General features: G+C 63.6%; 33 protein-coding genes and 4 tRNA genes. 17 read left to right on the top strand and 20 right to left on the bottom strand.

Translation table 11 applies throughout. From position 1 onward, the window contains the following. Positions 1 to 75 precede the first annotated feature (75 nt). Both HMPREF2990_RS00270 and HMPREF2990_RS00265 read left to right on the top strand, forming a co-directional pair. Complete coding sequence (locus tag HMPREF2990_RS00270; RefSeq protein WP_070762127.1) at positions 76 to 1104, top strand: mechanosensitive ion channel family protein; 1029 nt, start codon at positions 76 to 78, stop codon at positions 1102 to 1104. Beyond that, positions 1094 to 1507, top strand: a complete 414-nt coding sequence (locus HMPREF2990_RS00265) for a globin (RefSeq protein ID WP_070762126.1) — start codon at positions 1094 to 1096, stop codon at positions 1505 to 1507. Before HMPREF2990_RS00270 ends, HMPREF2990_RS00265 begins: the two co-directional genes overlap by 11 nt. Here HMPREF2990_RS00265 and HMPREF2990_RS00260 read toward each other — a convergent pair. The 5 genes from HMPREF2990_RS00260 to HMPREF2990_RS00240 form a co-directional block, all read right to left on the bottom strand. Continuing rightward, positions 1504 to 2145 carry a DUF8185 domain-containing protein gene (locus HMPREF2990_RS00260; RefSeq protein ID WP_070762125.1) on the bottom strand — a complete coding sequence of 214 codons (642 nt, stop codon included), beginning with the start codon at positions 2143 to 2145 and terminating at the stop codon, positions 1504 to 1506. The two genes, HMPREF2990_RS00265 and HMPREF2990_RS00260, sit on opposite strands and share 4 nt — an antisense overlap. An 11-nt stretch (positions 2146 to 2156) precedes the next feature. Beyond that, on the bottom strand, positions 2157 to 2630 hold the full coding sequence (locus HMPREF2990_RS00255; RefSeq protein WP_070762124.1) for an acyl-CoA thioesterase: 474 nt from the start codon (positions 2628 to 2630) through the stop codon (positions 2157 to 2159). Between the two features lie 166 nt (positions 2631 to 2796). After that, the gene (gene ettA / locus HMPREF2990_RS00250; RefSeq protein WP_070762123.1) at positions 2797 to 4467 is read right to left on the bottom strand and encodes an energy-dependent translational throttle protein EttA; all 1671 of its coding nucleotides are present in this window, start codon (positions 4465 to 4467) and stop codon (positions 2797 to 2799) included. Between the two features lie 96 nt (positions 4468 to 4563). Next, positions 4564 to 5190: a single-stranded DNA-binding protein gene (locus tag HMPREF2990_RS00245; RefSeq protein WP_070762122.1), complete on the bottom strand. Its 627-nt coding sequence runs from the start codon at positions 5188 to 5190 to the stop codon at positions 4564 to 4566. Between the two features lie 146 nt (positions 5191 to 5336). Continuing rightward, the gene (locus HMPREF2990_RS00240; protein ID WP_070762121.1) at positions 5337 to 7331 is read right to left on the bottom strand and encodes a bifunctional copper resistance protein CopD/cytochrome c oxidase assembly protein; all 1995 of its coding nucleotides are present in this window, start codon (positions 7329 to 7331) and stop codon (positions 5337 to 5339) included. Between the two features lie 93 nt (positions 7332 to 7424). On the opposite strand from HMPREF2990_RS00240, the gene HMPREF2990_RS00235 reads away from it, so the two are divergent. After that, positions 7425 to 7498, top strand: a tRNA-Arg gene (locus HMPREF2990_RS00235). A 20-nt stretch (positions 7499 to 7518) separates the two neighbouring features. Here HMPREF2990_RS00235 and HMPREF2990_RS00230 read toward each other — a convergent pair. Continuing rightward, a complete protein-coding gene (locus HMPREF2990_RS00230) occupies positions 7519 to 8067 on the bottom strand; it encodes an LURP-one-related/scramblase family protein (RefSeq protein ID WP_070762120.1) in 549 nt (182 codons plus the stop codon). A 51-nt stretch (positions 8068 to 8118) separates the two neighbouring features. Between HMPREF2990_RS00230 and HMPREF2990_RS00225 the strand changes: the two genes are divergently transcribed. The 6 genes from HMPREF2990_RS00225 (at position 8119) to HMPREF2990_RS00200 (ending at position 11472) form a co-directional block, all read left to right on the top strand. Next, positions 8119 to 8547, top strand: coding sequence for a hypothetical protein (locus tag HMPREF2990_RS00225; RefSeq protein ID WP_141757721.1), 429 nt, complete (start codon positions 8119 to 8121; stop codon positions 8545 to 8547). Further along, positions 8540 to 8866 carry a transcriptional regulator gene (locus HMPREF2990_RS00220; protein ID WP_038592134.1) on the top strand — a complete coding sequence of 109 codons (327 nt, stop codon included), beginning with the start codon at positions 8540 to 8542 and terminating at the stop codon, positions 8864 to 8866. Before HMPREF2990_RS00225 ends, HMPREF2990_RS00220 begins: the two co-directional genes overlap by 8 nt. 19 nt (positions 8867 to 8885) lie before the next feature. Then, complete coding sequence (gene cmrA, locus HMPREF2990_RS00215) at positions 8886 to 9692, top strand: mycolate reductase (protein WP_070762118.1); 807 nt, start codon at positions 8886 to 8888, stop codon at positions 9690 to 9692. Then, positions 9689 to 10324, top strand: coding sequence for an oligoribonuclease (gene orn / locus HMPREF2990_RS00210; RefSeq protein WP_083316906.1), 636 nt, complete (start codon positions 9689 to 9691; stop codon positions 10322 to 10324). Before cmrA ends, orn begins: the two co-directional genes overlap by 4 nt. A 50-nt stretch (positions 10325 to 10374) precedes the next feature. After that, positions 10375 to 10447: transfer RNA gene (locus HMPREF2990_RS00205), tRNA-His, on the top strand. Between the two features lie 164 nt (positions 10448 to 10611). Continuing rightward, complete coding sequence (locus HMPREF2990_RS00200) at positions 10612 to 11472, top strand: siderophore-interacting protein (RefSeq protein WP_070762117.1); 861 nt, start codon at positions 10612 to 10614, stop codon at positions 11470 to 11472. On the opposite strand, the gene HMPREF2990_RS00195 is transcribed toward HMPREF2990_RS00200, so the two are convergent. The 3 genes from HMPREF2990_RS00195 to HMPREF2990_RS00185 all read right to left on the bottom strand — a co-directional run bounded on the left by HMPREF2990_RS00195 (position 11469) and on the right by HMPREF2990_RS00185 (position 14631). Beyond that, entirely contained in the window at positions 11469 to 11807 is a 339-nt protein-coding gene (locus HMPREF2990_RS00195; RefSeq protein ID WP_070762244.1) for a P-II family nitrogen regulator, read from the bottom strand. The two genes, HMPREF2990_RS00200 and HMPREF2990_RS00195, sit on opposite strands and share 4 nt — an antisense overlap. A 6-nt stretch (positions 11808 to 11813) precedes the next feature. Beyond that, positions 11814 to 13265 (bottom strand): ammonium transporter, encoded by a 1452-nt coding sequence (locus HMPREF2990_RS00190; protein ID WP_083316892.1) that lies wholly within the window; start codon positions 13263 to 13265, stop codon positions 11814 to 11816. Between the two features lie 166 nt (positions 13266 to 13431). Then, the gene (locus tag HMPREF2990_RS00185) at positions 13432 to 14631 is read right to left on the bottom strand and encodes a L,D-transpeptidase (protein ID WP_070762116.1); all 1200 of its coding nucleotides are present in this window, start codon (positions 14629 to 14631) and stop codon (positions 13432 to 13434) included. 220 nt (positions 14632 to 14851) lie between these two features. Between HMPREF2990_RS00185 and HMPREF2990_RS00180 the strand changes: the two genes are divergently transcribed. Continuing rightward, positions 14852 to 14924, top strand: a tRNA-Lys gene (locus tag HMPREF2990_RS00180). A gap of 401 nt (positions 14925 to 15325) precedes the next feature. Next, a complete protein-coding gene (locus HMPREF2990_RS00175; protein WP_070762115.1) occupies positions 15326 to 15892 on the top strand; it encodes an isochorismatase family protein in 567 nt (188 codons plus the stop codon). A 75-nt stretch (positions 15893 to 15967) separates the two neighbouring features. On the opposite strand, the gene HMPREF2990_RS00170 is transcribed toward HMPREF2990_RS00175, so the two are convergent. Next, positions 15968 to 16243 carry a DUF3618 domain-containing protein gene (locus tag HMPREF2990_RS00170; protein WP_070762114.1) on the bottom strand — a complete coding sequence of 92 codons (276 nt, stop codon included), beginning with the start codon at positions 16241 to 16243 and terminating at the stop codon, positions 15968 to 15970. A 65-nt stretch (positions 16244 to 16308) separates the two neighbouring features. Here HMPREF2990_RS00170 and bcp point away from each other — a divergent pair, with 65 nt between their 5' ends. Beyond that, positions 16309 to 16794: a thioredoxin-dependent thiol peroxidase gene (gene bcp / locus HMPREF2990_RS00165; protein ID WP_070762113.1), complete on the top strand. Its 486-nt coding sequence runs from the start codon at positions 16309 to 16311 to the stop codon at positions 16792 to 16794. Between the two features lie 98 nt (positions 16795 to 16892). After that, positions 16893 to 17507, top strand: coding sequence for an Ltp family lipoprotein (locus tag HMPREF2990_RS00160; RefSeq protein ID WP_070762112.1), 615 nt, complete (start codon positions 16893 to 16895; stop codon positions 17505 to 17507). Positions 17508 to 17523: 16 nt separating this feature from the next. Here the strand turns inward: HMPREF2990_RS00160 and HMPREF2990_RS00155 are convergent. After that, a tRNA-Leu gene (locus tag HMPREF2990_RS00155) sits at positions 17524 to 17608 on the bottom strand. A 96-nt stretch (positions 17609 to 17704) separates the two neighbouring features. Here HMPREF2990_RS00155 and HMPREF2990_RS00150 point away from each other — a divergent pair. Further along, entirely contained in the window at positions 17705 to 18166 is a 462-nt protein-coding gene (locus HMPREF2990_RS00150; protein ID WP_070762111.1) for a hypothetical protein, read from the top strand. Continuing rightward, positions 18163 to 18540: a DUF3817 domain-containing protein gene (locus HMPREF2990_RS00145; RefSeq protein WP_070762110.1), complete on the top strand. Its 378-nt coding sequence runs from the start codon at positions 18163 to 18165 to the stop codon at positions 18538 to 18540. The genes HMPREF2990_RS00150 and HMPREF2990_RS00145 overlap by 4 nt, the downstream gene beginning before the upstream one ends. Before the next feature lie 3 nt (positions 18541 to 18543). Here HMPREF2990_RS00145 and HMPREF2990_RS00140 read toward each other — a convergent pair whose 3' ends face one another. Genes HMPREF2990_RS00140 through clpS form a run of 9 tightly spaced genes read right to left on the bottom strand, consistent with a single transcriptional unit; the run spans position 18544 to position 24640 of the window. Further along, positions 18544 to 18924: a hypothetical protein gene (locus tag HMPREF2990_RS00140; protein ID WP_070762109.1), complete on the bottom strand. Its 381-nt coding sequence runs from the start codon at positions 18922 to 18924 to the stop codon at positions 18544 to 18546. A gap of 9 nt (positions 18925 to 18933) precedes the next feature. Continuing rightward, a complete protein-coding gene (locus tag HMPREF2990_RS00135; protein ID WP_070762108.1) occupies positions 18934 to 19563 on the bottom strand; it encodes a non-canonical purine NTP pyrophosphatase in 630 nt (209 codons plus the stop codon). Next, positions 19557 to 20285, bottom strand: a complete 729-nt coding sequence (rph, locus tag HMPREF2990_RS00130; RefSeq protein WP_070762107.1) for a ribonuclease PH — start codon at positions 20283 to 20285, stop codon at positions 19557 to 19559. Before rph ends, HMPREF2990_RS00135 begins: the two co-directional genes overlap by 7 nt. Before the next feature lie 21 nt (positions 20286 to 20306). Next, positions 20307 to 21071 (bottom strand): MBL fold metallo-hydrolase, encoded by a 765-nt coding sequence (locus HMPREF2990_RS00125; protein WP_070762106.1) that lies wholly within the window; start codon positions 21069 to 21071, stop codon positions 20307 to 20309. A 54-nt stretch (positions 21072 to 21125) separates the two neighbouring features. After that, complete coding sequence (gene murI, locus HMPREF2990_RS00120) at positions 21126 to 21944, bottom strand: glutamate racemase (protein ID WP_070762105.1); 819 nt, start codon at positions 21942 to 21944, stop codon at positions 21126 to 21128. Between the two features lie 8 nt (positions 21945 to 21952). Beyond that, positions 21953 to 22732, bottom strand: a complete 780-nt coding sequence (locus HMPREF2990_RS00115; protein ID WP_083316891.1) for a rhomboid family intramembrane serine protease — start codon at positions 22730 to 22732, stop codon at positions 21953 to 21955. Between the two features lie 41 nt (positions 22733 to 22773). Beyond that, entirely contained in the window at positions 22774 to 23748 is a 975-nt protein-coding gene (locus HMPREF2990_RS00110; RefSeq protein WP_070762104.1) for a P1 family peptidase, read from the bottom strand. Positions 23749 to 23752: 4 nt separating this feature from the next. Further along, on the bottom strand, positions 23753 to 24292 hold the full coding sequence (locus tag HMPREF2990_RS00105; RefSeq protein ID WP_070762103.1) for a DUF2017 domain-containing protein: 540 nt from the start codon (positions 24290 to 24292) through the stop codon (positions 23753 to 23755). A 15-nt stretch (positions 24293 to 24307) separates the two neighbouring features. Further along, a complete protein-coding gene (clpS, locus tag HMPREF2990_RS00100) occupies positions 24308 to 24640 on the bottom strand; it encodes an ATP-dependent Clp protease adapter ClpS (protein WP_083316890.1) in 333 nt (110 codons plus the stop codon). A gap of 116 nt (positions 24641 to 24756) precedes the next feature. On the opposite strand from clpS, the gene HMPREF2990_RS00095 reads away from it, so the two are divergent. Beyond that, positions 24757 to 25293 (top strand): CAP domain-containing protein, encoded by a 537-nt coding sequence (locus tag HMPREF2990_RS00095; RefSeq protein ID WP_070762102.1) that lies wholly within the window; start codon positions 24757 to 24759, stop codon positions 25291 to 25293. A gap of 21 nt (positions 25294 to 25314) precedes the next feature. Next, entirely contained in the window at positions 25315 to 26652 is a 1338-nt protein-coding gene (locus HMPREF2990_RS00090; protein ID WP_070762101.1) for a nicotinate phosphoribosyltransferase, read from the top strand. The last annotated feature ends 24 nt before the right edge of the window (positions 26653 to 26676 follow it).

Here is a 26676-nt window from a genome sequence, read left to right as displayed (position 1 = left end):
ATTTATATGCACGCACCCTCCGGCCCCACTGCGGTCACACCTTGCGCACAGCTCGGATGTCTACACTCGCTCTTGATGCATTTTTCAACAACTTCTCCCGTACAGATCCTGTCCGCCGCGCCAGAGGGCACCGAAGAACGCGTGACCGAGGCGGTCTCCGGCCTCAGCGCGTGGTGGAATGACCCAGATACCCAACAGAATTTTGTCACCCGTCCGTTCTGGATCCTGGTCATCATCCTGGTGGCCTGCCTCGCGCAGTGGGGCACCCACCGGCTGATCCGCCGCGCAACAAAGCAGGCCATCGCCAAGCCCAATAGCAACGGCCGCTTCCGTCGCGGCGCGGCACCAGACGACTCCCCGCAGGCGCGCTCCCAGGAGCAGCGTCGCATCGCGCGCTTTAAGACGCTGTCGAACGTGGGCCGCTCGCTTGCCGCCATCGTGATCTGGGTGTGGGCTATCATGGCCATCCTGGATCAGGTGGGCATCAACGTCGCGCCCTTGGTCGCCTCCGCCGGTATCGTCGGCGTTGCCCTCGGTTTTGGCGCGCAGTCGCTGGTCAAGGACTTCTTGTCCGGCATGTTCATCCTGCTGGAGAACCAGTACGGCGTCGGCGATGTGATCGCCGTCAACGACGTCGAGGGCACCGTCGAGGATATGACCATGCGGATCACCACGCTGCGCGATATCGACGGCACCCTCTGGTACATCCGCAACGGCGACATTGAGCAGGTGGGCAACAACTCAGACCGCTACTCCGTTGCCCGCATGGAGGTGCCCGTCTCGCTGTTCGCCGATCCTTCCAAGGCCGCCAACGTGATCATCAACGCCGCCCGCGCCGCCGCGAAGGACGAGCACGTCCGCCGCGACATCATCAGCGAGCCCGAGCTCCTCGGCGTGTCCAACTTCAGCACCGACCACCTCACCTACCGTGTGACTGTGGACACGATGCCGGGTGCCCAGTGGGGAGTGAGCCGCTTCATGTACGAGCAAATCCTCGAAGCCATGCAGGAAGCCGACGTCCGCCTGCCCGGCTCCGAACCGATGCTGATGCGCAATGACCCGCGCGAAAAGATCACCGAAAGGGGCCCTTCCCATGGAAAATAATCCCCCCAGCCAGGAGCAATCGCTTTTCGAGGCCCTGGGGCAGGACTTCTTCGACCGCCTCGTCGAAGGCTTCTACTCCCAAGTCAAAAACGATGACCTCATCGGACCGATGTACCCGGACGACGACTGGGAGGGTGCCCAAGACCGGCTGCGTTGGTTCCTTGTCCAGTACTGGGGCGGACCACGCACGTATCAGGAGGAACGCGGCAACCCGATGCTGCGCCGCCGCCACTTCCCCTTCGCCATCGGCGAGCCGGAAGCGGATCGCTGGCTCAGCCTCATGGAGCGCTCACTCGACCAGTTCAGCGCCGATGAGCTGCCGGAGGCCTACCGCTTCGCGCTGTGGAACCACATGCAGCGCGTCGCCTACATGATGATCAACCAGGGGCCGCGCTCGTACTAGACGAACAGGCCCAGGCCCGTTGCGTGGTAGACGCTGCCAAAAGGCGCGTCCATGCGCACCCACCGGCCGGCGGTGGCGATCCGGAGGTGCCGGGGGACGTCGATAGGCGCGGCAAAGCCCGGGATCAATCCGAGCGCGGTGCAAGTAAAAATCATGCGCATGGGCACCTCAACCGGTTGCGCCGACTCCGCGTCCACGGTGAGCACGGTTGAATCCAAAAGCGACTTCGGTGGGCCAAGCGCCCCGGAGAATTGGCGCGCCAGCTCGCGGCCCTTGTCGGCGAGCTGGCGCGCGACGGATACCGGCACCTCATCGCGGGCGATGAAGCCACCCTTCGGCGGCAGCGCGCCCGGCCAGTTGGCGTCGCGCGCAGTACCGATCTCTTCACGGCCCGCCTGCAGCGCCGCGAGCAGGTCGCTTGCCGCCACCACTGCCCCGTCGCGCGAGGCCTCGCCTGCAACGCGGCGGGCGGCGAGGCAGTCGAAGGGGGTCGTGACGAACACGTCAACGGACGGGTCCTCGCCCTCCTGGGGTGTCCGCGTCTGGAAGCGCGCGGACGCCGTGGCATCCAACCCGGTAGCCCGCCCGACAAGGGCGGTCAGGCCCGGCGCGCCGTCAGTCACTCGAAGCGACTCCATCTACGTTCCTGCTACTCCCCGTCCGCTTCCTCGATGCTGGAGGCCACACGGGTAAGGATGCCGATCTCCTTCTGCGTGATCTGACGCGGCGCAGTCGTCGTCGTATCCACGGTGACCTGCACGGTTTCCACGACACAGCAGATCTTGCCCTGCGCGTCCTTGATCTCCTGGCGGGTGGTAAACGAGGTGTTGCCCAGGCGGACGACTTCGGTTTCTACCCGCAGCTCGGTGGTATTCGGCAGCACCGGGCGGATGTAGTCCGCGTCCACGCGGCGAACGAAGACGACGAATTCGTGGCCCTGCGCCTCGAAGAACTTCTGCGCAAACGCCAGGCGCGCTTCCTGCGCGATCTCGATGTAGGCCGAGTTAGTCACGTGCCCGTAGCGGTCGAAGTCGCCCCAACGCAGCGGGACGGTATGGACGTGCGGGGCCTGCCCAGCGCCTTCCGCCTGGGATTGCGCCTTGCGCTCTTCTTGTTCAGCCATGGTCTCCGCTCCTTGCTCAGTGATTCGCAGTAGTGTGCACCTGCACCCAAGCCTTCCGGGTGCCATACTGCCGACATGCTACCGCAGAACCAACGCCCCGCCACGGGCCCGGCACTTGATCCAAGTGCGGTGGGCCGGCAGCGGGGCGTCGACAAGCGGGCGCGGCTTAGCGGGTGAGCTTGCGGTGAGTGACGCGCGAGGGCTTCGCGGCCTCCTCGCCGAGGCGCTCGACCTTGTTCTTCTCGTAGTCGCCGAAGTTGCCCTCGAACCAGTACCACTTGCCTTCCTCAACGTTGCCCTCCCAGGCGAGGATGTGGGTACAGGTGCGGTCCAGGAACCAGCGGTCGTGCGAGATGACCACGGCGCAACCCGGGAAGGACTGCAGCGCGTTTTCCAGCGAGCCGAGCGTTTCGACGTCCAGGTCGTTGGTCGGCTCATCGAGCAGGATCAGGTTGCCGCCCTGCTTCAGCGTCAGCGCCAGGTTGAGGCGGTTCCGCTCACCACCAGAGAGCACTTTCGACGGCTTCTGCTGATCAGCGCCCTTGAAGCCAAAGGCGGACAGGTAGGCGCGCGAGGGCATCTCGTTCTGACCAACGTGAATGTAATCCAGCCCGTCCGAGACGACCTCCCAGACCGTCTTCTCCGGGTCGATGTTCTCGCGGCCCTGGTCGACGTAGGACAGCTTCACCGTGTCACCGACCACGACGGAACCGGCGTCCGGCTCCTCCAGGCCCACGATCGTCTTGAACAGGGTGGACTTACCCACACCGTTCGGGCCAATCACGCCCACGATGCCGTTGCGCGGCAGGGTAAACGAGAGGTCCTTGATCAGCACGCGGTCGTCGAAGCCCTTGTCCAGGTGCTCGACCTCGACGACCTTGTTGCCCAGGCGCGGCGGGGTCGGGATCTGGATCTCCTCGAAGTCCAGCTTCTTGTACTTCTCCGCCTCTGCGGCCATCTCCTCATAGCGTTCGAGACGCGCCTTGTTCTTCGCCTGCCGCGCCTTCGGCGAGGAGCGGACCCAGTCCAGCTCCTTCTTCAGACGCTTCTGCAGCTTCTGGTCCTTCTTGCCGGCAACCTCGAGGCGCTCCGCCTTCTTCTCCAGGTAGGTGGAGTAGTTGCCCTCGTAAGGGTAGAGCTGACCGCGGTCGACCTCACAGATCCACTCGGCAACGTTGTCCAGGAAGTAGCGGTCGTGGGTAATGGCCAGCACGGCACCCGGGTAGTTCTGCAGGTGCTTCTCCAGCCAGAGGACACTCTCGGCGTCGAGGTGGTTCGTCGGCTCGTCGAGCAGCAGCAGGTCCGGCTCGGACAGCAGCAGCTTCGCCAGCGCAACGCGGCGACGCTCACCACCGGAGAGGTTGGTCACCGGCGAATCCGACGGCGGGCAGCGCAGCGCCTCCATCGCCTGCTCGATCTTGGAGTCGACCTCCCAGGCGTCGGCAGCGTCGAGCTCCTCCTGGAGCTTGCCCATCTCCTCCATCAGCTCGTCGGAGTAGTTGGTGGCCATCTCCTCGGCGATCTGCTCGAAGCGAGCCTTCTTCTCAAAGATATCGCCGAGGCCCTCCTCGACGTTCTCACGCACCGTCTTCTCCTCATTCAGCGGCGGCTCCTGCAGCAGGATGCCCACCGAAGCGCCGGGCTGGAGGAAAGCCTCGCCGTTGTTCGGCTGGTCAATGCCAGCCATGATCTTGAGCAACGACGACTTACCCGCGCCGTTGGGCCCCACGACACCGATCTTGGCGCCGGGGTAGAAGGCCATGGTGACATTGTCCAAAATGACCTTGTCACCGATGGCCCTGCGAACGTTTTTCATCGTGTAGATGAACTCAGCCACGTGAAGTCCCCTCTTGTGAAATTGACTGTGAGATATGCGCAAATGCTTTCCACAGACTACATCATTTCGGCGACTGCACATGGCCCGCCGTGGGTACTAAAAGGGCGGCGTGTCGGTCTCCCCCTTCCCAGCCGCCACCTTTTCACCGCCGGCGGCTGCGCCCACCTTCTCTCGCTCCTTCGCCTTGCTCACCTGCTCGAGGGCGTCTTCCGCGCTGACCCGGTGCTCATCTCCTCCCCCGCCAACGAGGTCCCACTTCGACTTCGGTTCCACCGGCTTCTGCCCCTGCAGCGTGTTGCCGCTCGGCACGGAGCGCACGCTGCTGACCTGGTAGTGCGAGAGCTCAAAGGAGACCTGGTGTGCCTTCAGCACGATCTTGGAGCGCATCTCCTTTTCCTTCTCCGGGTGGAGAGAATCCACCTCCCACGTCTCGGTAACAAGCTTGCCGCAGACGGAAACCGGGAAACCCTTCTTCAGCGAGGCGGCGACGTTGACGGCGAGCTGGCCCCAGCACTCGACGTCGATATACAGCTGGTCGGTGTCCTCCCAGACCTGGTTGGCGTTCGCTCCCTGCGCGCCGTCGGTATCGCCCTTGTGGGTGACGAGCCTGCGGCGCGAGGCGGCAAGCCGGAATTTGGTCAACGAAGCATCCGAGTTCTCAAAGGTGCGGAACACCGGATCATCAATAAGGTTGCCGTGCAGGTGGGTGTGTAGGTGGCTCATGGTTCAAAGTCCTTTTCTTCATGCAGATTCTGTCGTGTAGTTATTGCGGGACGGCAACGAACTAAACAAAACTACCGCCCGGAACACAGATTACACGAATCTAAAGAAAAGGGAAGGGGCAGCGCGAAATATTCGTATTTTCGCAGCTACCTGCCGTTGTACTGCGCCAGCATTTCGTTATACCTGCGCCATTGTTCGTCATCTGTTTCTTCTTCACGCTTGTCAGATTCGACTGCTTCGCGCTTATCCTCCGACAGCCAGGCTCGAAACAACTCCGCAAAAACGATCACGAGCGGGAAGGAACCAGACGCCCAGCCGATACCGCCGCCGACCTTCTGGTCTTGCAGCAGGTCCGGCTCCCACGGCAACAGCAGCGAACGGTAGAAGTCCTCCGCCAACACGAAGTTCAGCTGCATGAGGTAGACGCCCATGAACAGGTGGACCGGCATGGACACCCACAGCCAGGCCAGCCGCACCTTAGCCGAGGCGCGCCCAGGGATCTCGTCAATACCAATCAGCTCCCAGAAATAGAAGTACCCCGAGACCAGGAACACCACATTCATCAGGACGTGGCCCGCATGCTCTGAAATCATCAGCGCGTACAGCGAGGGGAAGACGTACATGACGTAGAACAGCACCAGAAACTGCACCACCGACACCGGCGGGGAGGTCACAATCTGCAGGAACCTCGAGCGCTGGAAGCTCTCCGCCCACAGACGCGGATTGAACTCGCCGGCCGGGTAGGCCTCGCGCACCAGCGTTAAAGGCGCTCCAAGCACCAAAAAGACGGGCACACCCATTGACAGGATCATGTGGACGGTCATGTGCGTCGAGTAAGCGGCTGGCATGTACATCCCCAGCCCCGAGCTCATGGTCACCGCAAGCATGGCGCAGCCTGCCAGCCACCATGCCGTCCGGACGTTGTTCCACCCGTCGACGCGGCGCAGCAGGTGCAGGTAATACGCGGCAAGACAGATGGCGATCACGCTGTAGAGCAACTCCGGACGCCAAAAGGTCAGCCAATTCGTCCAGGTCAGCGGCTCGTACAGGTTGTAGCCCAGCTTGATCTGCATCGGCGTGAGGTTCGGGTCCAGCGGCGGCGGGGGCGGCGTACGCCCCAGCGTGACGGAAATACCCGCGATCGCTGCCATCACGGCGACCTCGACCGCGGCAAACCGGGTAAACGCACCCGGACGCTTTTCCAGCTGCGGCAGCGTGATCTGGCGGTGTGCCAACCCCATCAGACCGAGCACGAGGATGCCGCCGAATTTGATCAGGATCACCCAGCCATAGGCGTAGTCCAGCATGTCCGACAGGCGCACGCGGATCAGCGCATTGACCACGCCGGACACGAGCATGACCACGAGCGCGGCAAAAGCGATCATGGAGTAGCGGCGTGCGGCCATCTCCAGGTTGGGGCCAAGCCTGCGCCCGTGCGCGACCAACGCCATCAGCCCGCCAATCCACAGCAGCATGAATACCAGGTGCCAAATCAGGGAGTTCGTACCGAAGTCGTGGTTCCCGCCAGAAGCAGAGTGCCCGGTCAGGGCCAGCGGCATGATGGTGCAGATCGCACCAAAAAATAGAGCAACCTGCGAGAACCAGCTGCGGGCGAATAGTGCTCCCCCGCCGACCACCGCCGAAAACGCTGCGGTAATCAGCCAGACCTTCGCCTCGGCCACCTGCTCCAGCGCGACCGACCACGCGCTGAGTTGGAAGAAGACGTCTGCGAGTGGTTGGCCGGAGACGTCGGAAAGCACAAGCGGGATCATCACCAGCGAAATCAGCGCCATCGACACCTGCGCCCAGCCGCCGGTACGCGACGCGATCACGCCATCGACGGTCAAACGCGCCCCGTTGAGATCCGCGTTTTCACCCTCGGGCATTCTCGGCGGGATCAACCACGCCGACAGCATGAACGAGCCAGTGGACAACGCCGCAAGCAGCCAGACCACCCCGCGCAACGCAGGCAGCCCGGCGGTCGTGAGCGCGCCTGGATCCGGGATACCCAGCGCGGCAAGGGACGCGCCCGAGAAGGACTGCGCCACCACCCCGGCGATCAATGCGGCGAGAAGAAATGCCACGACATACACGGGCCAGGACGACCGGACGGCTCGCTTGCGAACTCCCACTTCAGACATGCCCCCTACCCTACTTTCGATTGATTGGGGTGCCTAACTGGCCATGCGCTACAATGAGCGGGCCGCAAAGCAAATACACAGCTGACGCGGCATGCCCCCATAGCTCAGTGGATTAGAGCATCCGGTTTCTACCCGGCTGGTCGCGGGTTCGAATCCTGCTGGGGGCGCTTATTTCGTTTAAAGCCACCTAGGAACTGTTTCGCCGCTTTCGCCGCAACATGTCGATCGCCACGGCAGACCCCAGGATCGCGGCGTGCTGACGCTCGTCGAGCCCGGGCGCAAAAGAGATGCGGTACGTGGTCTTGCCCATCATCATCCGGCCCATCCCTGAGTACTCGGCGGTGATGCGGGCGATTTCGCGGCCCATGCTGGTCAGCGTGAAGTCGAAGGCCATGATCTTGCCATCGACTTCCACCTCGGGAAAGCCCGCGATCTCCAAGTTGAGTTTGGTGCGCAGCCAGGCGAAACGGGTGCGCAGGGTGGCCAGCAGCATGTCAGGATTGGCAAGCCGGACCTCGTAGGAATCGTGGATCAGGTTCACCGGGTCAGTCACCCCGAGTACGAGGTTGCCTTCAACATCGCGCACCTCGGTACCGCGAGAGCTAGAGAAGAGGTCACTGAGTTTGAGGGTTTGCCGCGCGGTGCCGACAAGCGTGCCTGCAGCGTCAGTGATCTCAAACTCGTCCGTACCTAGCGCCTTGGTTTGGCTGAAGATGAGTTCGTCGCGATCAAGCATGGCTCAATGCTACCGCGACAACACCGTCCCTCGCGGTCTATACTTTCCACTATGGAAAACATGGATACTGCCGAGGCCCGGGAGGCACTCGCCGCTGTACGCGCAACCGAGGCCCGCGCGACAGCTAGCGCGCAGCGCGTGCCGTGGCTGCACATCACTGCCGCCAGCGTCTGCTTCGGCGCAGGCATGACGCTCACGCTGCTCGGACACGCGTGGGGGCTACTCGTCCTTCTCGTCGGCATCGCCGGCATCGTATGGATTGAGTTCTCCGCGAAACGCGGAGTACGCACTGCCATGAAGCAGGAGGTGCGCGAGGACCCGAAGCTCAATTGGAAGGCCGCCATCGCCCCGCTGCTCGCCTACCCATTGATGATGCTCGCCCAGACCGCCGGCACCACCGCCGTCATCACCCTCGGCGTTCTCTTCACGGTCGGCTTTATCGCCGCGTACGGCCTGACCTGGAGCAAGTACCATGACTAACCCCATCATTCACCCCATCAACCGGCTCAAAATCTGCGCAGCGCTCAACGCCGCCGGCGCCTACGAGGGCGAGGTGCGCTACGAGATGCGCTTCGGCACGCTTCGCGACGCCACGCAGCTTTCCGACGCCACGCTGTCCAAACAACTCACCGCCCTGGAAGAAGCGGGCTATATCACCCGCTTCCGCGAGTACGGGTCCACGAGGCAAAAGGACACGGTGTGGGTCACGCTTACCAGGGAGGGGCGCGCCGCGTTCCTGGCTCATATGGATGCGCTGGAGGCGCTTGCGAGGGGTGAGGCGGGCGTCGAGAAGCAATAGCCCAGGTACCCTGTAAACCATGACTTTTCCAGCCCCCGAAATTGATTCTTATGCCCTGGTGACCGGCGCGTCGCAGGGCATTGGTGAGGCGATGGCGCGCGACCTGGCCAACGCCGGCTACAACCTCATCCTCGTCGCCCGGCGCGAGAACGTGCTGATGAAGCTCGCTCGCAAGCTGAGCGACGCGCACGGCATCAACGTGGAAGTGTTCGCGGCAGACCTAGCCAAGCAGCGCGACGTTGATGCGCTCATCGCACACATTGCGACGCGCAAGGTCACGCTGTGCATCAATTCCGCGGGCATCGCCAGCTTCGGTCCCTTCATGAGACAGGACTGGGAGTACGAGACGAACCAGTTCAACCTCAACGCCACCGGGGTCTTCCGCATCACAAAAGCCGTGCTGGACCAGATGGTGCCGCGTGGCGAGGGTGCGCTGTGCAACGTTGGCTCCGCCGCGGGCAACATCCCCATCCCCAACAACGCGACCTACGTCTTCACCAAGGCCGGGGTCAACGCCTTTACCGAGGCGCTGCACTACGAGCTCAAGGACACCGGCGTACACTGCACGCTGCTCGCCCCGGGTCCGGTGCGCGAGGCGTACGTGCCCGAGGAGGAACAATCCATCGTGGATAAGGTCGTGCCGGACTTTTTGTGGACAACCTACGAGTCCTGCTCGCGCGACACGCTGCGCGCGATGCGCACCAACAAGCGCCGCGTCGTACCTGGCCCGCTGTCCAAGGCGATGGACGTGGTGTCTACCTACGGCCCGCGCGGTGTCATTGCCCCGCTGGTGGGCAGCTTTTACGCAAAGATGGGAGAAGAATAACCGTGGAAATTCAGGCCAAAGACAACCGCATCGTCTGGATCGATCTGGAGATGACGGGCCTGGACCCAAAACGCCACGTAATTGTGGAGGTCGCAGCACTCGTCACTGACGCGGAGCTGAACATCCTCGATGAGGGCCTGGACATTGTCGTCGGCGCAAGCGCTGCGGAGCTTGCCGAGATGGACGACTTTGTCACCAAGATGCACACCGACAACGGGCTACTTGATGAGATCAAGGCCTCGACGGTTTCCGTGCGGGAGGCCGAGGACGCGGTGCTTGAGCTGCTGGAAAAACACTGCGATCCGGCACACCCGGCTCCTTTGGCGGGCAACTCCATTGCCACCGACCGCGCTTTCATCCGCGAGCACATGCCCCGCCTGGACGCGGCACTGCACTACCGCATGATCGACGTTTCCACCGTCAAGGAGCTCACGCGCCGCTGGTTCCCCCGCGCCTACTTCAACCAACCCGATAAGGGCATGGCACACCGCGCGCTGGCGGACATCGTGGAGTCGATCCGGGAGCTGGATTACTACCGACGCGCCGTGTTCGTGGACACCCCGGGACCGGAAACTGCGGCGGCGGAGCAGGCGAAGCGCGACGCTACCGACGCCTACCAGCAGTTTTTGTAAAACATCGTTCGCGTACTAAGGTAGATCCCGCTGCTGAAAACGCAGCGATGGTGGCTGTAGTTCAGCTGGTAGAGCACCAGGTTGTGATCCTGGGTGTCGCGGGTTCGAGTCCCGTCAGCCACCCCGAATAGTACCCCGTAACCTGCACAAACAGGTTACGGGGTACATTGCTTTTTCTGAAAACTTAAACCCCCTTCAGCATTATTGTGTTAGGCTTGCCTAACCGAAGATCCGTGAGCCCCCGCCAGTACGCGGCATACGAGAAGTGTTGAAGGACAGTGATAACCATGGCTGCCCAACCTCAAGCAGCAGCGCCGAAGCGCAAGCCCCGTAAAGCACATGAGGCAACCGTGACCGGGCGCCGCCAGATTTCTCCCGATCTGGTCCGATTGAGCATGCACTCCCCAGCATTGGTTGGCAAGGAACTCGAGTTCACCGACCACTACATCAAGTTATTGTTCGCACCAGAAGGTGCCGATTACGCCTGGCCGTTTGATGTCGCGCAGATTCGCGAGCAACAGCCGCGCGAGAAACACCCCATCACCCGCACCTACACCCTGATCAACCTGGACCCGGAAACCGGGGACTTCGACGTCGACTTCGTCACCCACGGCGATGCCGGCCTGGCCGCCCCTTGGGCACGCGCCGCCGAGGTCGGAGAAAAGCTCGGTTTCCTCGGCCCGGGCGGCGCGTGGAGGCCTACGGCAGTCTACGAGCACTTTGTGCTGGCCGGGGACGAGTCCGCGGCACCAGCCATCTACGCCGGACTGAAGCGCCTCCCAACAGGCGCGACGGCGACCGCTTATATCGAGATCGAGGCCGATGATCGTACGTTCGACCTCCCTACCCGCGAGGGCGTGGAGGTCAACTGGGTGGTCCGCAACGGCGCAACCCACGGCACCGAGTTGTCTCGTGCAGTGCGCGAGGCAGGCACCCCGGAGGGAAAGAAAACCAGCTGGTTCATCCACGGTGTCGCAGAAATGATCAAGGAGATGCGCCGCTTCCTCTTCGTTGAGTCTGAGATTCCCCGAGAAGACGTTTCCATCTCCGGCTACTGGCGCCTCGGTATGACTGAAGACCAGTGGCAATCCTCCAAGCGCGAGTTCAACGCTGAGATTGAGGCCGAAGAAGCACGGGCCAAGGCCTAGAGCGCCTCCTCGCCTCGCTCGCCGGTTCGCACTCGGATGACTTCTTCGATGGGACTGACCCAGATCTTCCCGTCGCCGGCGTTCCCCGTCGATGCGGCCTGCAAGATCGCGTCCACGATCTGGTCTACCTGCCACTCGCCCGCCACGACCTCGATCTTGACCTTAGGCACAAACTCCGCCGAGAATTCCGTGCCGCGGTAGATTTCGGTGCGCCCGCGCTGCTGGCCGTAGCCCTGAGCTTCCGTCACGGTCATCCCGCGCACGCCCTCGCGCTCGAGGTTTTCACGAATCGCAGGTAGAGCGTAGACCTGCACCACTGCGGTAATGAGCTTCATCATGATTTACTCCTTTGTTGCCGCTGCCTGCGGCTGCGCTTGCGGGGAAACTGGTTGTGCGGGACCTGGCTGCTGAGGACCTGATTGCTGGATACCTGGGGCGGCCAAGAGTGCCTCCGGCAGCGGGCGCATAAGCGGCTGTGTCTTACCGCCGGCCTCGCTGATGTCGTAGGCGGACTCGCGGTGCTGGGCGAGGTCGATGCCGTCGTGTTCTTCGGCCTCGCTGACTCGCCAGCCGATCGTGGCACCGATCAGTACTGCGAGCAGCAGCGTCACAAGGCCCGAGACGAGCAGCGCCACCAGCGCGATACACACTTGCACTACCAGCAGCTTCAGTCCCTCACCGGCGTGAACGTTGAGAATCCCGCGGCCATCTGCGAACAGTGCCAGACCGACGGTACCCCACAACCCGGCGCACAGGTGCACGCCAACGACATCGAGCGAGTCGTCAAAACCGAAGCGGTACTTCAGCCCGATGGCCAAGCAAGCGATGACACCGCCGAGCGCGCCAAGCGGGATGGAGGTCACCGGCGTAAGCGCCCCGGCCGCCGGCGTGATCGTGACCAAACCAGCGACCGCGCCGGATGCAGCGCCGAGCGAGGTTGCTGCCTTGTCGCGCACGGCTTCGACAGCCATCCAGCCCAGCATTGCGGCAGCGGTAGCCACGGTGGTGTTCATCCACGCCAGGCCTGCCAGGCCATCAGCCGCAAACGCGGAACCGCCGTTGAACCCGTACCAGCCGAACCACAGCAGTGCGGCACCGAGCATCACCATCGGCAGGTTGTGCGGCTTGTCCACTTTCGTCGGGAAGCCTTTGCGCGCACCGACGTAGAGCGCGAGCACAAGCGCAGCAGCGCCAGCGGAGATGTGCACAACGGTGCCGCCCGCGAAGTCCACGGGTGCGACGGACGCCTCCTCGCCGGTGGTACCGAAGAGCCACGCGGCAATCGAGTTTTCAGATTCAGAAAGCAGCCCGCCGTCCCACACCATGTGCGCGATGGGAAAGCACGCGAGGGTGACCCAGCCGGCGACAAAGGCCAGCCAAGCCCCGAACTTCACGCGCCCGGCCAGTGCACCGGAGATGATCGCCACTGCGATGATGGCGAAGGTGACCTGGAACCCGATATCCACAATCCGCGGGTAGCCACTCTCCCCTGCGATGAAGTCGCCATTAGAGTCCATGATCTCGCCGCGCAGCCCGAAGGTCTGCAGCGGGTTACCAACGATGCCGCCGAGATCGTCTCCCCCGTAGGAGGCCGACCAACCCCACAGGACGTAGATGACGGGGACAACCGCCATCGCGCCAAAAGACATCATCATCATATTCAGCGCACTTCGACGACCCGACATGCCGCCGTAGAACAGCGCGAGCCCCGGCGTCATCAGCAGTACGAGCGAGGCGCTCATGAGCATCCACCCGGCGTTCCCCGAGGCAGCTAGTAGTTGATCGTGTGTCATTTACCTACCCTTTTCTATAGCTCGATAGTTACAGGTGAGATTCTATCTATCGGCCTATAGATTTAAAGAAGGGAGAAAAAACGCCCGGCCACCCGAGCCAAATTTGTGAATAAAAAAGACCCCAAGCACCATCAGTGCCTGGAGGCTTTTGCTTCTCGACGCCCCCTTACGCGTTCGGATCAGCACTCCCACCCGAGCGAGTCTCCCAATCCATATTCCAGTACCCGAGACCATCGGCACCGTTAAGCGTGCCGCCACCGGCGTTTGTCACCGTGACTACATCGCCACGCTTCACGTTTTGCTGGAACCACTGCGCATCCGCGATGGTGGCATTAATGCACCCGTGCGACTGATTCGTATTGCCCAGCGCCCAGACAGCCCACGGCGCCCCATGCAAGTAAATGCCAGAGTAGGACAGCTGCGTCGCATACGAGACTGGCGTGACGTAGCCACCCTGCCCCAAACCAAGGCCGAAGGTGCGCGAGTCCATCACGAGCGACTCGTGCATGTCCCCCACCACGTAGGTGCCGTTTGGCGTGTCGAAGGAGCCGTCCGTGCCCAGCGAGATCGGGAACTCTTTCTCCAACGCATCGTTGCGGTAGAAGCGCAGCATCTTGTCGTTGTTGTCCACCACGGCTTCAACCTTGTCACCGACAGTGAAGCTGTGTTGCACGTCCTCTACACCGTAGATGCCGCCGCCCATATCCTTGCCGTAGACGTTCGCAGACACGGTCACTTCAGTGCCCGGCTCCCACATCTCTTTCGGGCGCCAGCGCAACTCCGTGGCATCGAGCCAGAAGAAGCCGCCCTCCGTATCGTTCGAAGTCTCGACATCAATGAGCTCCTCGACGGCCTTCGTATCCTGAATCGGCACATCAAACTGGAAGGTAATCGCCTGACCGACGCCAACCGTCGCACCGTCAAGCGGACCCATGTACACATTGGTCTGCGCAGCCGGCACCACGGTAGTAAACGTCTTGGTCTTCTCCTGCCCCGCCGTATCGGTCGCTACCACCGTGTAGATACGCCCATAACCAAGCGGTTCAGTCGTGTGCCACTCGGTTTTCTCATCATTCATAGCGGCCTTGATGGTCTTCCCCTCTTCGTTGGTCATCACCACCGACTTCAGACCCGCCTCCGAACTGACAGTCACAGGGTCGCCGGGCGCAACGTCCTCGTCACCGTCAGTGAATGAAAACTCCGGAGGCTCCGGCAGCTTTTCAGTCTCTTGCTCCTCGGTGTGCGCAGCACTTTCCAGCGCCTCGCCACCATCCGTGTCCCCGATCGTGCAGGACGCCAACCCCGCCGCCAACGCGCCCACCGTCAACGCACTGGCGATTCGCCGCATCACTGCAGTTTTACGCATGAGCAAATCCTTGCCTCCACAATCCTTGCGCGCCTCCCTGCGCATTTCCGTCCTACACACCCTATCGGCACCGGGGAAGAAAATGCTACTTCAACAAGGCCAAGAAAGATCACAATTTGGACACTAAGAAAACCGGGGATGACCAGGCGATTTCACAGTTGCCACGAGATGGTGTTATTGTTTTCAACGTTGCCGAGAGCAACAGAGAAAAACAAAATACGCGCCATTAGCTCAATTGGCAGAGCAACTGACTCTTAATCAGTGGGTTCGGGGTTCGATTCCCTGATGGCGCACAAGTAATACCCCTTCACCAGCGGAAGCACTTCCAAGGTGAAGGGGTTTCTTCATGTTTTGCCGCTATGCCCCACCAATTCAGCGCAGTGATGCGAAGTAGTGCGCGCGCTCGGACCGGCATCGCGAATCCAAATGGAGCTAGCTCCTTTTAGAACCACACACGCAGGCACCTTCCACCCAACCCTCGGCCAAACCACCTTCACTCCCCCGCCGCTGGGTTTTATGCCGCCTACACCGGGCTTTCTCACCGCCTCACCCCCTCAGGTTCCTGAGAACACACAGCACCACCAACACAACCATGACCTGCACAATCGTTCAAAAATCCGAATTGTTCAACAATTCCTAAGAACGACAGCCCAACTATTTGCAGCTTTATTGAGTTTTTATTAAGGTTATAAACATGAAAACCGCACTCCTGCTCGTCGACGTGCAAAATGACTTCTGCCCCGGTGGTCCGCTGGCGACTGCCCGCGGGGATGAGGTTGCGTCGAAAATCGCCCAGTTCCTCGACTCCGAGGACAACCGCACCCGCGAGTACGCCTACGTTCTGGCTAGCCAGGACTGGCACATCGACCCGGGCGAGCACTTCTCCGAGACTCCGGATTTCCGCGACACATGGCCGCCGCACTGCGTTGCTGACACCTTTGGTGCGGAGATCCGCGGCCCGATCGACACCTCCGCGATCGACGTCTTCTTCCGCAAAGGCCAGCACTCTGCTTCCTACTCCGCCTTCGAGGGAGCCGACCTGAATGGCACCCCGCTGGCTGATTGGCTGCGCACCCACGAGATTGCGGCGCTCGACGTGTGCGGCATCGCAACGGACCACTGCGTCCGCGCTACCGTCCTCGACGCGCTGAAACAGGGCTGGACGGTGCGCGTGCTGCGCTCGATGGTCGCCCCCGTCGACGACGCCACCGGAGCCCAAGCGCTGCAGGAGATGCTCGACGCCGGCGCGGAACTGGTCTAAGCGCCCGCCAAAGCAAAAGACAAGGCCGTCCACCTGTTCATCAGAACTGGGTGGACGGCCTTTTGCCGTGGGTGCTTAGTCGCGCGAGAGCAGCTTCTGCAGCTCCTTGAGCTCCTTCTTGCGCTTGCGGCCGTTGAGCACCTTGATGCCCACGAGCGCGGCGACGGCAACGCCGACACCGGCGAGCACCTTCTGCACCGTCTCATCCTGCAGCCACTCAGCGACGCCCGCCTTGGCACCATCTGCCAAGGTTGCCGGGCTGGTGCGGTCAGCCAGCTCGTCGAGGGTAGCTGCCAGCTGGCTGCGGGTGCGGGAGATGTCGCGCTCAATATCGTGAATGTCTCGTGCCACGTTGTACTCCTACGTTTTCGTTGTTCAGCGGTTCTTTCAACAACAGTAGTGTAAAACGGGGAGGTATGACCGATCAGATCAGACTAGAAAAGGGCGACACTGCCCCCGCTTTTACCCTGCCCAACGATAAGGGCGAGCAGGTCTCGCTCGCAGACTTCGCCGGACAGCGCGTCATCGTCTATTTCTACCCGCGCGCGAACACCCCCGGCTGCACCACCGAGGCGTGCGATTTCACCGAGAAGCTCGACGAGTTCTCCAACGCCAAGGTCACCGTGATCGGCATTAGCCCCGATCCGACTGAGAAGCTGGCTGACTTCCGCGCCAAGCACGACCTTGGCGTCGAGCTCCTCGGCGACGAGTCGAAGGAGACGCTCACCGCCTACGGCGCGTTCGGTGAGAAGAAGATGTACGGCAAGGTCACCCAGGGCGTCATTCGCTCGACCTTCCTGGTGGACGTGGATGCCGACGGCGTCGGCACGATCACCCAGTGCCAGTACAATGTGCGCGCTTCCGGCCACGTCGGCCGCATCCTGCGCGACTGGGATATCTAAGGCCCTTTTGCTTATCGACGGCACGCCGCCCCATAATGGTCATATCAGTGAACCATGGGCGGTGTTCCCCGCCGAGACGAAGAAGCAAGTGAGGCCACATGACTTCCCCGAACGATCCAACCCCGAACCCCAGCACGCCCAATAACACGGCGCACCCCTACGAACCGCAGCCGCAGGTTGCAAACGAGCGTCCCCGCTCCACGGCAGCGCAGTGGGTCACCGTCGGCTTGCTGGCAGCTTTTGGCTTCGGGTTCCTCGGGTGGCTGCTGCTCAGCAGCAACGACGATGCGCCGGAGGCCCCGCAAGCGGCACAGACCACGCAGGTCACCGAAACCGAGGAGGCATCCGAGCACCACGCGGCCGAAGACGGGGTAGTTGGCCTGCCAGGCACGGAAGACAGCGCGCCGGAAGCCGAAGAGACGGTCCCCGCCGAGTCGCGCGACGCACTGCAGGCAGCCGAGGAGTACCTGGCCGCCCAGCCGCTATCTAAGTCCAACCTGTACAACCAGCTGCGGGATGAGGAGGGCTTCTCCACCGACGCTGCCTCCTACGCCGTCGATACGGTTGAGGCAGATTGGAACGCGCTCGCGCTCCAGGTGGCGCGGCAGATGCACGCGGATGGCACGCCGGAAGAAGCACTACTCGAAGCGCTGACCAAGGGCCCGGAGCACTTTACCCGCGCCCAGGCCGAGCACGCGCTCGAAAACCTCTAGCGCGAAGCTGAGGAAGTGGTGCGCCCGGAGAGACTTGAACTCTCACGTCCGAAGACACTGGAACCTAAATCCAGCGCGTCTGCCAATTCCGCCACGGGCGCGCAATGGGAGACATCCTACATGCCAATGGGCCACAATTTGAAACCGACTCCAACTTTAGTTTGGCCACGGGGGCGGCGTTGGTAGACTGTTCAGGTGTGAACGAGCCCCGCGACCCCCAAACACCCGCACCGGAGAAGCGCTCCCGTGTGAAGGTTCGTGCTTGGCACATTCTTCTGCTCATCGCCGCGGTGATCACCACGTGCCTGCTCGCGTGGTGGCAGTGGACCCGCTACCAGTCGGGCACCGGCACGTTCCAGAACTTGGGCTACGCCTTACAGTGGCCCTTCTTCGGCGCATTCTTCGTCTACGCGTACCGGGCCGGTATCCGGATGGAGAACGAGAAGATTGACGCCCTCAATGCCGGCGAGCAAATGGAGCACCTCTACGAGGCGGACCTGGCACGCTACGGCAACGATCCCAGCGCGCCAACGCAGATCGACGAGGACTTTCTTCCCACCCGCCCGCAGATGGACGTCGAGGAATACAACGATCTGCTGACTCCGCGCAGGCGGGGTACCGCCAGCGAACACACCCCAGAGGAGAAGGACGGTCAATGACCCAGCCCCAACCCCAGCCAACCGAGCCGCAGGCACCGAACCGCATTCACCCGGAGCGCCAGCGTCGCGTCAAGCAGGCGCTGAGCCTGTTTTCCATCGCCGCCTGGGTGACCGGCGTGCTCCTTTTGCTGCTGGTGCTGCGGATGATCCTGGAGTACGGCTTCCACATGGACGTGGCCTACCTGGCCTGGGTGGCCAGGGTCCACGGGATCGCCTACATGCTCTTCCTTGTCACTTCTTTGAACCTGGGCCTCAAAGCTCGCTGGCCCGCGAGCACCTGGGTGGTCACGGCGATCTCCGGCGTGGTGCCGTTCCTCTCCTTTGTAGTGGAGGCAAAGCGCCGCAAGGAAGTCACCGCGACGTTCCAGCTGTAGCGATTAGTTTTCCTCGTCGGTGGTGCGGGTCAGCACCATCACGCCAATCTTTTCCGCCCGGTCATTATCCGGCGTCATGGTCAGCGTATCGCCGTTGATCTGGCCCTTGTACTCCAGATCCCGGCCGCTGAGCGGGTCGGCGAGCTTAAATTCCTCGTCGTCCTGCTCGCAGCGCGCGTCGTTGGTTTCCCCGGTCGGCTCCGTCAGCTCCCAGGAGCAGTCGCCCCCGTCGATGGTAAGCGTGGCCGCCCCGTGGGGCTGGCCCGCCTCGGTCGGGGTCACGTCCCCGGACCAGGCACCGTCCCACTCGGAGGAGGAACCGCACCCGACGAGGGTGGCGCTTGCGAACAGGACACTTGTGCAAAGGGCAATTGTCTTTTTCATGCCCCCACCCTAACCCAGCAGTCGTTTGATGTCCGGGGCCAGCGCACGCAGCGCCTGGCCGCGGTGCGAGCGCGCGTTCTTTTCCTCCGGGGAAAGCTCGGCCGAGGAAAGCGTGGCACCGTTAGCTCGCTGCGGGGCATCGTCCGGGGCAAACAGCGGGTCGTAGCCGAACCCGTTCTGACCTTGCGGGGCGTGCAGAAGCTGCCCGGTCCAGCGGCCCTCCGCGGTAAACTCATCACCCGCCGGGGTCACGAGCGCGCAGCAGGAGACGAAGGCGCAGTCCCGCAGTGCGATGTCCTGCATCTGCGCAAGCAGCAGGCGGTTGTTCGCCTCGTCCACGTCCGGGGCATCATGACCCCCCGACCAGCGCGCCGACAGCACGCCCGGCATGCCATTTAAGGCAACGACGGCGAGCCCGGAGTCATCCGCCACGCACGGCAGGCCGGTGTGAGCGGCCCCGGCGCGCGCCTTGATCAGCGCGTTGTCCTCAAAGGTCAGCCCGTCCTCCTGCGGTTCCGGGTAGGACTCGACGTCGCGCAAGGAGACGAGCTCGATGCCCTCGATGGAAAGCTCGCGCAGCACTTGCTCGAGCTCGCGGAGCTTGCCGGGGTTGTTCGAGGCGACGAGGACTCTTACCATCCCAGGGCCGCCTTCTGGGCGTCGATAAGCGAGTTGAGCCCCAGCTCAGCCACGTCGAGCATCTCGTTGAGTTCCTTGCGGCCAAAGAGGCCCTGCTCGCCGGTGCCCTGGATCTCCACGAAGTTGCCGCCTTCTTGCATCACCACGTTCAGGTCGACCTCGGCGCACGAGTCCTCCTCGTACGGCAGGTCCAGGCTCACCCGGCCGTCGACGATGCCGACGGAGACCGCCGCGACCGGCTTGAGCAGCGGCTCGCCCGGCACGACGCCGCGCTCCTTGAGCACCTCAATCGCGTCCGCGAGCGCCACGTATGCGCCGGTAATCGACGCCGTGCGGGTCCCACCGTCGGCCTGCAGCACATCGCAATCCAGCTGGATCGTGTTCTCCCCCAGCTCGGAAAGATCGACCGCGGCACGCAGGGAGCGGCCAACCAGGCGCGAAATCTCATGCGTGCGGCCCTTGACCTTGCCGCGCATCGACTCGCGCGGCATGCGGTCGTGCGTGGCCGAGGGCAGCATCGCGTACTCGGCGGTAAGCCACCCCTCACCCGAATCCTTCTTGAAGCGGGGCACGCCCTCCTCCACGGAGGCCGTGCACATGACGCGCGTGTTGCCAAACTCGACGAGCACGCTGCCAGCAGGGTTGGAGGTAAAACCGCGGGTGATGCGCACCGGGCGCATCTGCGTCAAACCGCGGCCATCTGCACGTGTGAAATCAGTCATGGGCACCAGCGTACCCGCACGCTAGAGCTCGAAGACATCACCGGCTGCGCCGATGACAATCTCCCCAGAAAACTCGGTGCGGGCCGCGGCCAGCGTGTCCTGCACGCTCGACCAGGGCTGGATGTGCACGATCACTAGTGTGCGCACGCCCGCCTCGCGGGCGATACGGCCCGCCTCTCGGCCCGACATGTGCATCCCCTCCGGGTTGCCCTCCGCGGAGGCACCCCAGGCGGCCTCGCACAGGAAAAGGTCCGCGCCGCGGGCCGCATCCACGAGCGAGGGGGTATACGCGCTGTCGCCCGAATACGTCAGCACCTTGCCGTCATGCTCCAGGCGCAGCGCATGCGACTCGGCCGCGGGGTGGACGACGTCGAAGGGGGTAAGCACAACGTCGCCAAGCGTCTCGGTGTGCCCGGCGCGCAGCGGGGAGAAGTCAAAGGTGTCGGCGATGTCGTCGACCTGGCCGGGGCCGTCGGCGCTCATTCTGCCCACGTGCTCCGGGGTGTAGCTCGGCCCCAGCATGCGGTGGCGTGTGCTCGCTGGCTTGGTGGGGTGGTAGCGGCGCCACACCAAAAGCGAAGCAATATCGGAGCAGTGGTCGGCGTGCAGGTGGCTGAAGCACACGTGCGCATCGGCCGGGTCGAAGTGCTCCTGCATCGCGGCCAGTGCGCCTGGGCCGAAGTCCAGGACGATGTCGCTGTTGCCGGCAACGCTGACAACGTAGGAGGAACCAGGATTTCCGGGGGCGGCGAGGCTCCCGGAACAGCCGAGGATGGTCAACTTCATGGAATCACTGTGCCACGAATTGAGGGGGAATTCTAAACTTCCGGGTATTTTGTCTCATCTGGGTGCCTTCGCTCCAACCGCGTGCACCTGCGGTCCGAGGAAACGTTCCGCAAGCCGATCGAAGACCGCCGGGTCACCAGTAGAGGCGAACACGCGCTCCGGTGCACGGCCACCTTCCTGCGGCGCGGGCGCGAGCATGTCGCGCTCCGTGAGCACCCGCAGCACGTCCTTCGAGGTCTCCTCCGCGGAGGACACCAGCGTGACGTGCTCGCCGATCGCGAGCTGGATCACGCCTGACAACAGCGGGTAGTGGGTACACCCGAGCACCAGGGTGTCCACCCCAGCCGCCTGGAGCGGCTCCAAGTATCCCTGCGCCACCCCGAGGATTTGGCGCCCGGAGGTGATGCCGCGCTCGACGAACTCCACGAACGCGGGGCACGCCGCGGCGCTGACCTCCAGGTCTGACTTGAGCGAAAAGAGGTCCTGGTACGCGCCCGAGGTGATCGTGCCCTGGGTGCCGATCACGCCGACCTTGTTGTTGCGAGTCGCCGAGATCGCGCGGCGCACCGCCGGCTGAATGACTTCGAGCACCGGGATGTCGTAGCGCTCGCGCGCGTCGTGCAAGAAGGCTGCGGTTGCGGTGTTGCAGGCAATCACGAGCATCTTGCAGCCCTGCTCGACCAGCTCGTCGCCGATGCGCTGGGCGTGGCGGCGGACGTCGGCAATCGACTGCGGGCCGTAGGGGGCATTGGCAGTGTCACCGATGTAGCTGATCGACTCGTGCGGCAGCTGATCCATCACCGCGCGCGCCACCGTCAGCCCGCCCACGCCGGAGTCAAAAATCCCAATCGGGGCCGAATTATCCGGACGCATTCGTCTTTCTACCTCCCTGCTTGCTTTCGCGCGTGCTTCGCCTCTCGTTTAGCCACCAGCTCAGGCGGGTCGTCGGAGGTAATGAACATGCCCGCGAGCAGACCGCCGATCGCGCCGCACAGGTGAGCCTGCCAGCTCACCCCAGGAGTACCAGGCAGTACGCCCCAAATCAGACTGGAGTAGAAAAACGCCAGGATAAGTCCCAGGATGATCTGCGGCAAGGAACGGTTAAAGATGCCGCGCAGCAGCAGGTACGTCAGCCACCCGTAGATCACGCCGGAGGCACCAATGTGGTTCGTGCCGATTCCGCCGATCAACCACGTACCCAAGCCGCTGACCAGCATGGCGAAGGTAGTGACCTCCCAGAAGACGCGCTTGCCCGAGTACCCGATGAGGAAGGCGAAGATCGCGCCCGGAATCGAGTTACCCACGATGTGCTCCAGGTTCGCGTGCAGGAGTGGGGAGGTAAAGATGTGCCAGATTGTCGAAAGGTCGAGAGGCTGGATGCCGAAAACCCACAGTGCGCCGTCGAACACCAGGGCGTTCAAGGCGTATACAACCCAGATCACTGCCAGGTACGTCAACGCGAAACGCCACCCTGTGCGCCGCTGCCGCTTCCGCTTGGCGCTCTTGTCCAGCGGCTGCTGGTGGTAAGAGAAGGCCGGTGGCTGGTTCTCCGGGTGGGAGAAAGGGCGGTTGAACGGCTTGCCGTAGCCGGGCTGGCCGGTTTGCCCGTAACCCCAGCCATCGGGGTGGTAAGGACTAGATCCGTAAGGGTTGTGAGTCATCGTTGACCCAGTGTAGCGGCGCACGCGAACCGCGGTCGCGATCAGTCACGTGCGAGATCGCGCCACGCGGTCAGACCGAAACCGCTTCCGGCCGAGCGCACTGCGTCCACGATCGCCGCCTCCACGGCGTCCGCCGCCGCGGCACCCAACTCCGCGAGCGCCTCCGGGCTACACGGCATGACCTCTCGGTCGTGGTCTCGCGGAGCAGACACCGCGAAGAGCGTGTCCCCGTCCAGCGGCGAGTGGGCCGGGCGGATCGCGCGGGCCAAACCGTCGTGACCGGCAATGGCGAGCCGCTTGAGTTGAACCGGGGGCAGCGCCGCGTCGGTGGCCAGCACGCCGATGGTGGTGTTCAGCTGCGGGGCGGGACGCTTGAGCTGGACGAAGCGCTGCGTATCCACCGCGGGCGCGCCCGGATCACCGAAAAGCAGGCCGGTGCGTGCGTCCACGACCGCACCCAGCGGGTTCGCTACCACCGCCGCGGTGACCGTGCCTGCGGACGCGGCGCGCGAGGCGGTCCCGAACCCGCCACGCAACACGCCCGCGGTTGCGCCGCAGCCAGCACCAACGCTGCCGGATTCCAGCTGCGCCGGGCTCGTGACAGTCCCGTCGCACGCAGCCGCAACGGCTGCCGCGCCATCCTCGGCACTCGGACGGTGCGCGGGATCGCCCACTGCCAGATCAAAAATGACAGCCGCGGGCACGATCGGCACCCGCGGGCCCGGCGAATCCTCGCCGAAAACCGGGAAGCCCACCCCGCGGGACTCCAGCTCGCGCATCGCCCCGTCGGCTGCCGCCAGCCCGAAGGCAGAGCCGCCGCACAACAGGATGGCATGCACGCGCTCGACCGTGTTGTGCAGGTCTAGCAGGTCGGTTTCGCGGGTTCCCGGCCCGCCGCCGCGCACGTCCACGGCCGCGAGCATCCCCCGCGGGTCGGCGGAGACAAACGCCGTGACGCCGGTATCGCTGAGGGAGAGGTGGGCGCAGGGGAGGTGCACCGCATCGTCGACAAGCAATGGCTCACTCGCTTAAGACATCGAGCAACGAGTCCTGGCAGAAGGCGAGCCACTCCATGAGGCGCTCACGGTCCTGGGCCTGGCCCTCGCCACCGCGATCATCGGCGGAAATGTAGAGACGCATGTCGTTGAGCGCGGCGACGAACTGGTGTGCCTCCTCCTCGTCGATGGTGACCTCCACGCCACCATCGGGGCCAAGCGCGTCGTTGACCACGCGGATGTTCATCAGCTTCGCGCGGATGATGTCGTTTTCGTGCAGGCTGCGCAACAGCCCGTTGTCGCCGTCGAACTCCTCATCGCCCTCCCGCTCAAAATCAGGCAACAGGCGCGCCAACTTCGGATCCTGCGGGGCCTCCGTATGCCCGGTGGACAGACCCATCATCTCGGCGAACTCGTCCTTCGGCGCGGACTGGGCGCGCGCGATCAGCGCCTCGGACACCGTCGCGGTGAGGTCCCCAATCACCTCCCGCTCCAGCGGATCAAACTTGGTGGTGAACTTGGCACCCGAACGCATCAGGGCCTTCTTTCGCCTCCACGGCTGCATGCTTTTTGTCCCCTTCTACCCTGCCTGCTGCATGGTCGCCCACAAGCCGGCGGTGTGCAGCTTCTTCACATCGCCCTCGACCTTGTCCTTCTCGCCCGAGGAGACCACGGCCTTGCCCTCGGTGTGCACCTGCATCATCAGCTCGTTCGCGCGCTTGCGGTCGTAGCCCAGGACAGTCTGGAACACGTAGGTGACATAGCTCATCAGGTTGACCGGGTCGTCCCACACAATGCACATCCATGGCAGGTTCTCGCCGGTGGCAACCTCAAACTTCAGGTCTTCTTCCAGGTCCGGCGTTGCCATCGGCGAGCTCAGCTGCGGGACCTGGCTCGTGGATTCGCAATTCATGCGCCCCAGCCTACCGGTTGGCAGCCAGGCACGTTGCGCGGCCACTTGCTAGGCTGCAATGCATCCTTGCAAGTCCTTGCAAGTCCCCTCCCTTACGACGGAAAGGCGCGCGCCCCATGCAGAAACTCCCGATGAGCAACGAGCAGTTGCTGCGCACCATCCTCGGAGTGCTTGGCCTCATCTCCGCCGTCGCGGTGACCGTCAGCGCCGCGCAACACCAGCCCGCGGGCGGCTCCTCCAACCCGACGGTAGATGATCGCCGGGCAGGTTACGTCGCGCCCGATTTTGAAACCGGCCAGAAGCTCGAAGAGATCCGTCAGGACTTCTTCACCGCGGTGCGCCAGCTGCGTAGCGACGACGCGTTGCCGCCCGTCAGCCTCGACCCCGAACTGCAGCGCCTCGCCCAGCAGCACGCAGAGGGCAACGCGGTGACAAAGACGCAGCTGAACTTGGAGCCAGACGATGGCCGAGACATCGGCCAGGTTTCTGCGAGCATGCCGTTGGAGAACGCGAGCGGGCACGCCTTTTTGGAGCTGATCATCCACTCGCAGAAGCACATGGACGTGCTTTTGAACCCGGAGCACCGCTACATGGGCGTCGGCGTGGCCTACGGCCATGGCGAGGTGTGGGTGGTCGTGGCCTTCTCGCACTAGCAGGGCGTAGTCTGTATCACTATGACTGACTCCGCGTATTCCACCGCATTCCTCACCGACATGTACGAGCTGACAATGCTCGACGCCGCGTTGCAGGACGGTACCGCGCACCGCGAGTGCGCTTTTGAGGTCTTTACCCGCCGGCTGCCCAGCGAGCGCCGCTATGGCGTGGTCGCCGGCACCGCGCGCGTGCTCGACGCGATCGCCAAGTTCCGCTTTACCGAGGACCAGCTCGCCGCGGCCGATTTCCTGTCCGATGAAGCGAAGCGCTACCTGGCCGACTACCGCTTCTCCGGGCAGATCGACGGCTACCGGGAGGGCGATATTTACTTCCCCTACTCCCCCATCATGACGGTGCGCGGCACCTTTGCCGAGTGCGTCATCTTGGAGACCGTGATCCTGTCCATCCTGAATGCCGACTCCGCCGTGGCCTCGGCCGCCTCACGCATGGTCTCTGCCGCGGACGGGCGCCCGATCATCGAGATGGGGTCGCGCCGCACCCACGAGCAGGCCGCCGTCAGCGCCGCCCGCGCCACCTACATCGCGGGCTTCGATGCCACCTCCAACATGGAGGCCGCACTACGCCACGGCATCCCGCCCTCAGGCACCGCCGCGCACTCCTGGACCCTGCTGCACGTGGGCGAAGACGGCGTGCCGGACGAAAAGGCAGCCTTTCAGGCACAGATCGACCGCCTGGGTGTGGATACGACCCTGCTGGTGGACACCTTCGACATCACCAAGGGCGTGGAGCACGCACTCGAGGTCGCCGGCACCGACCTGGGCGCGGTCCGCATCGACTCCGGTGACCTGGGCATCGTCTCGCGTCGCGTGCGCCAACAGCTGGACCAGGCCGGGGCCTTTAACACCCGCATCATCGTCTCCTCCGATCTGGACGAGTTCACCATCGCCGGGCTGCGCGGCGACCCGGTCGACGGCTTCGGCGTCGGCACCTCGGTGGTCACCGGCTCCGGCGCGCCCACCGCCGGGCTGGTGTACAAGCTCGTCGAGGTCGACGGCCACCCCGTGGCGAAGCGCTCCTCGGGCAAGCGCACCTACGGCGGGGCGAAGACGGCGCTGCGCGGCTACCGCGCCTCCGGCGTCGCCGTTGCCGAGATCATCTGCCCGCTGGACGGCGAGATCACCCGCAAGCCCAACCTGGACTACCAGGAGCTGGTCGTGCCGATGATGCGCGACGGCGAACTCGTCACCGACTACGAAGCACAGCACGGTGGCCTGGAAAAGGCCCGCGCACTGCACTCCACCGCGCGCGAGACGCTCCCCTGGGAGGGCCTGGCGCTCTCGCGCGGCGATGCGGCGATCCCGACCCGCTTCGTCGGCTTCCCCGACCCCGGCGAGTAATCCCCTCCCCCGCTTGCCGCTACA

The sequence above is a fragment of the Corynebacterium sp. HMSC071B10 genome (assembly GCF_001814825.1).
Taxonomy (GTDB): domain Bacteria; phylum Actinomycetota; class Actinomycetes; order Mycobacteriales; family Mycobacteriaceae; genus Corynebacterium.
Note: the sequence above shows the minus strand (reverse complement) of the source record. Positions and strands in the feature narration are given on the sequence as shown.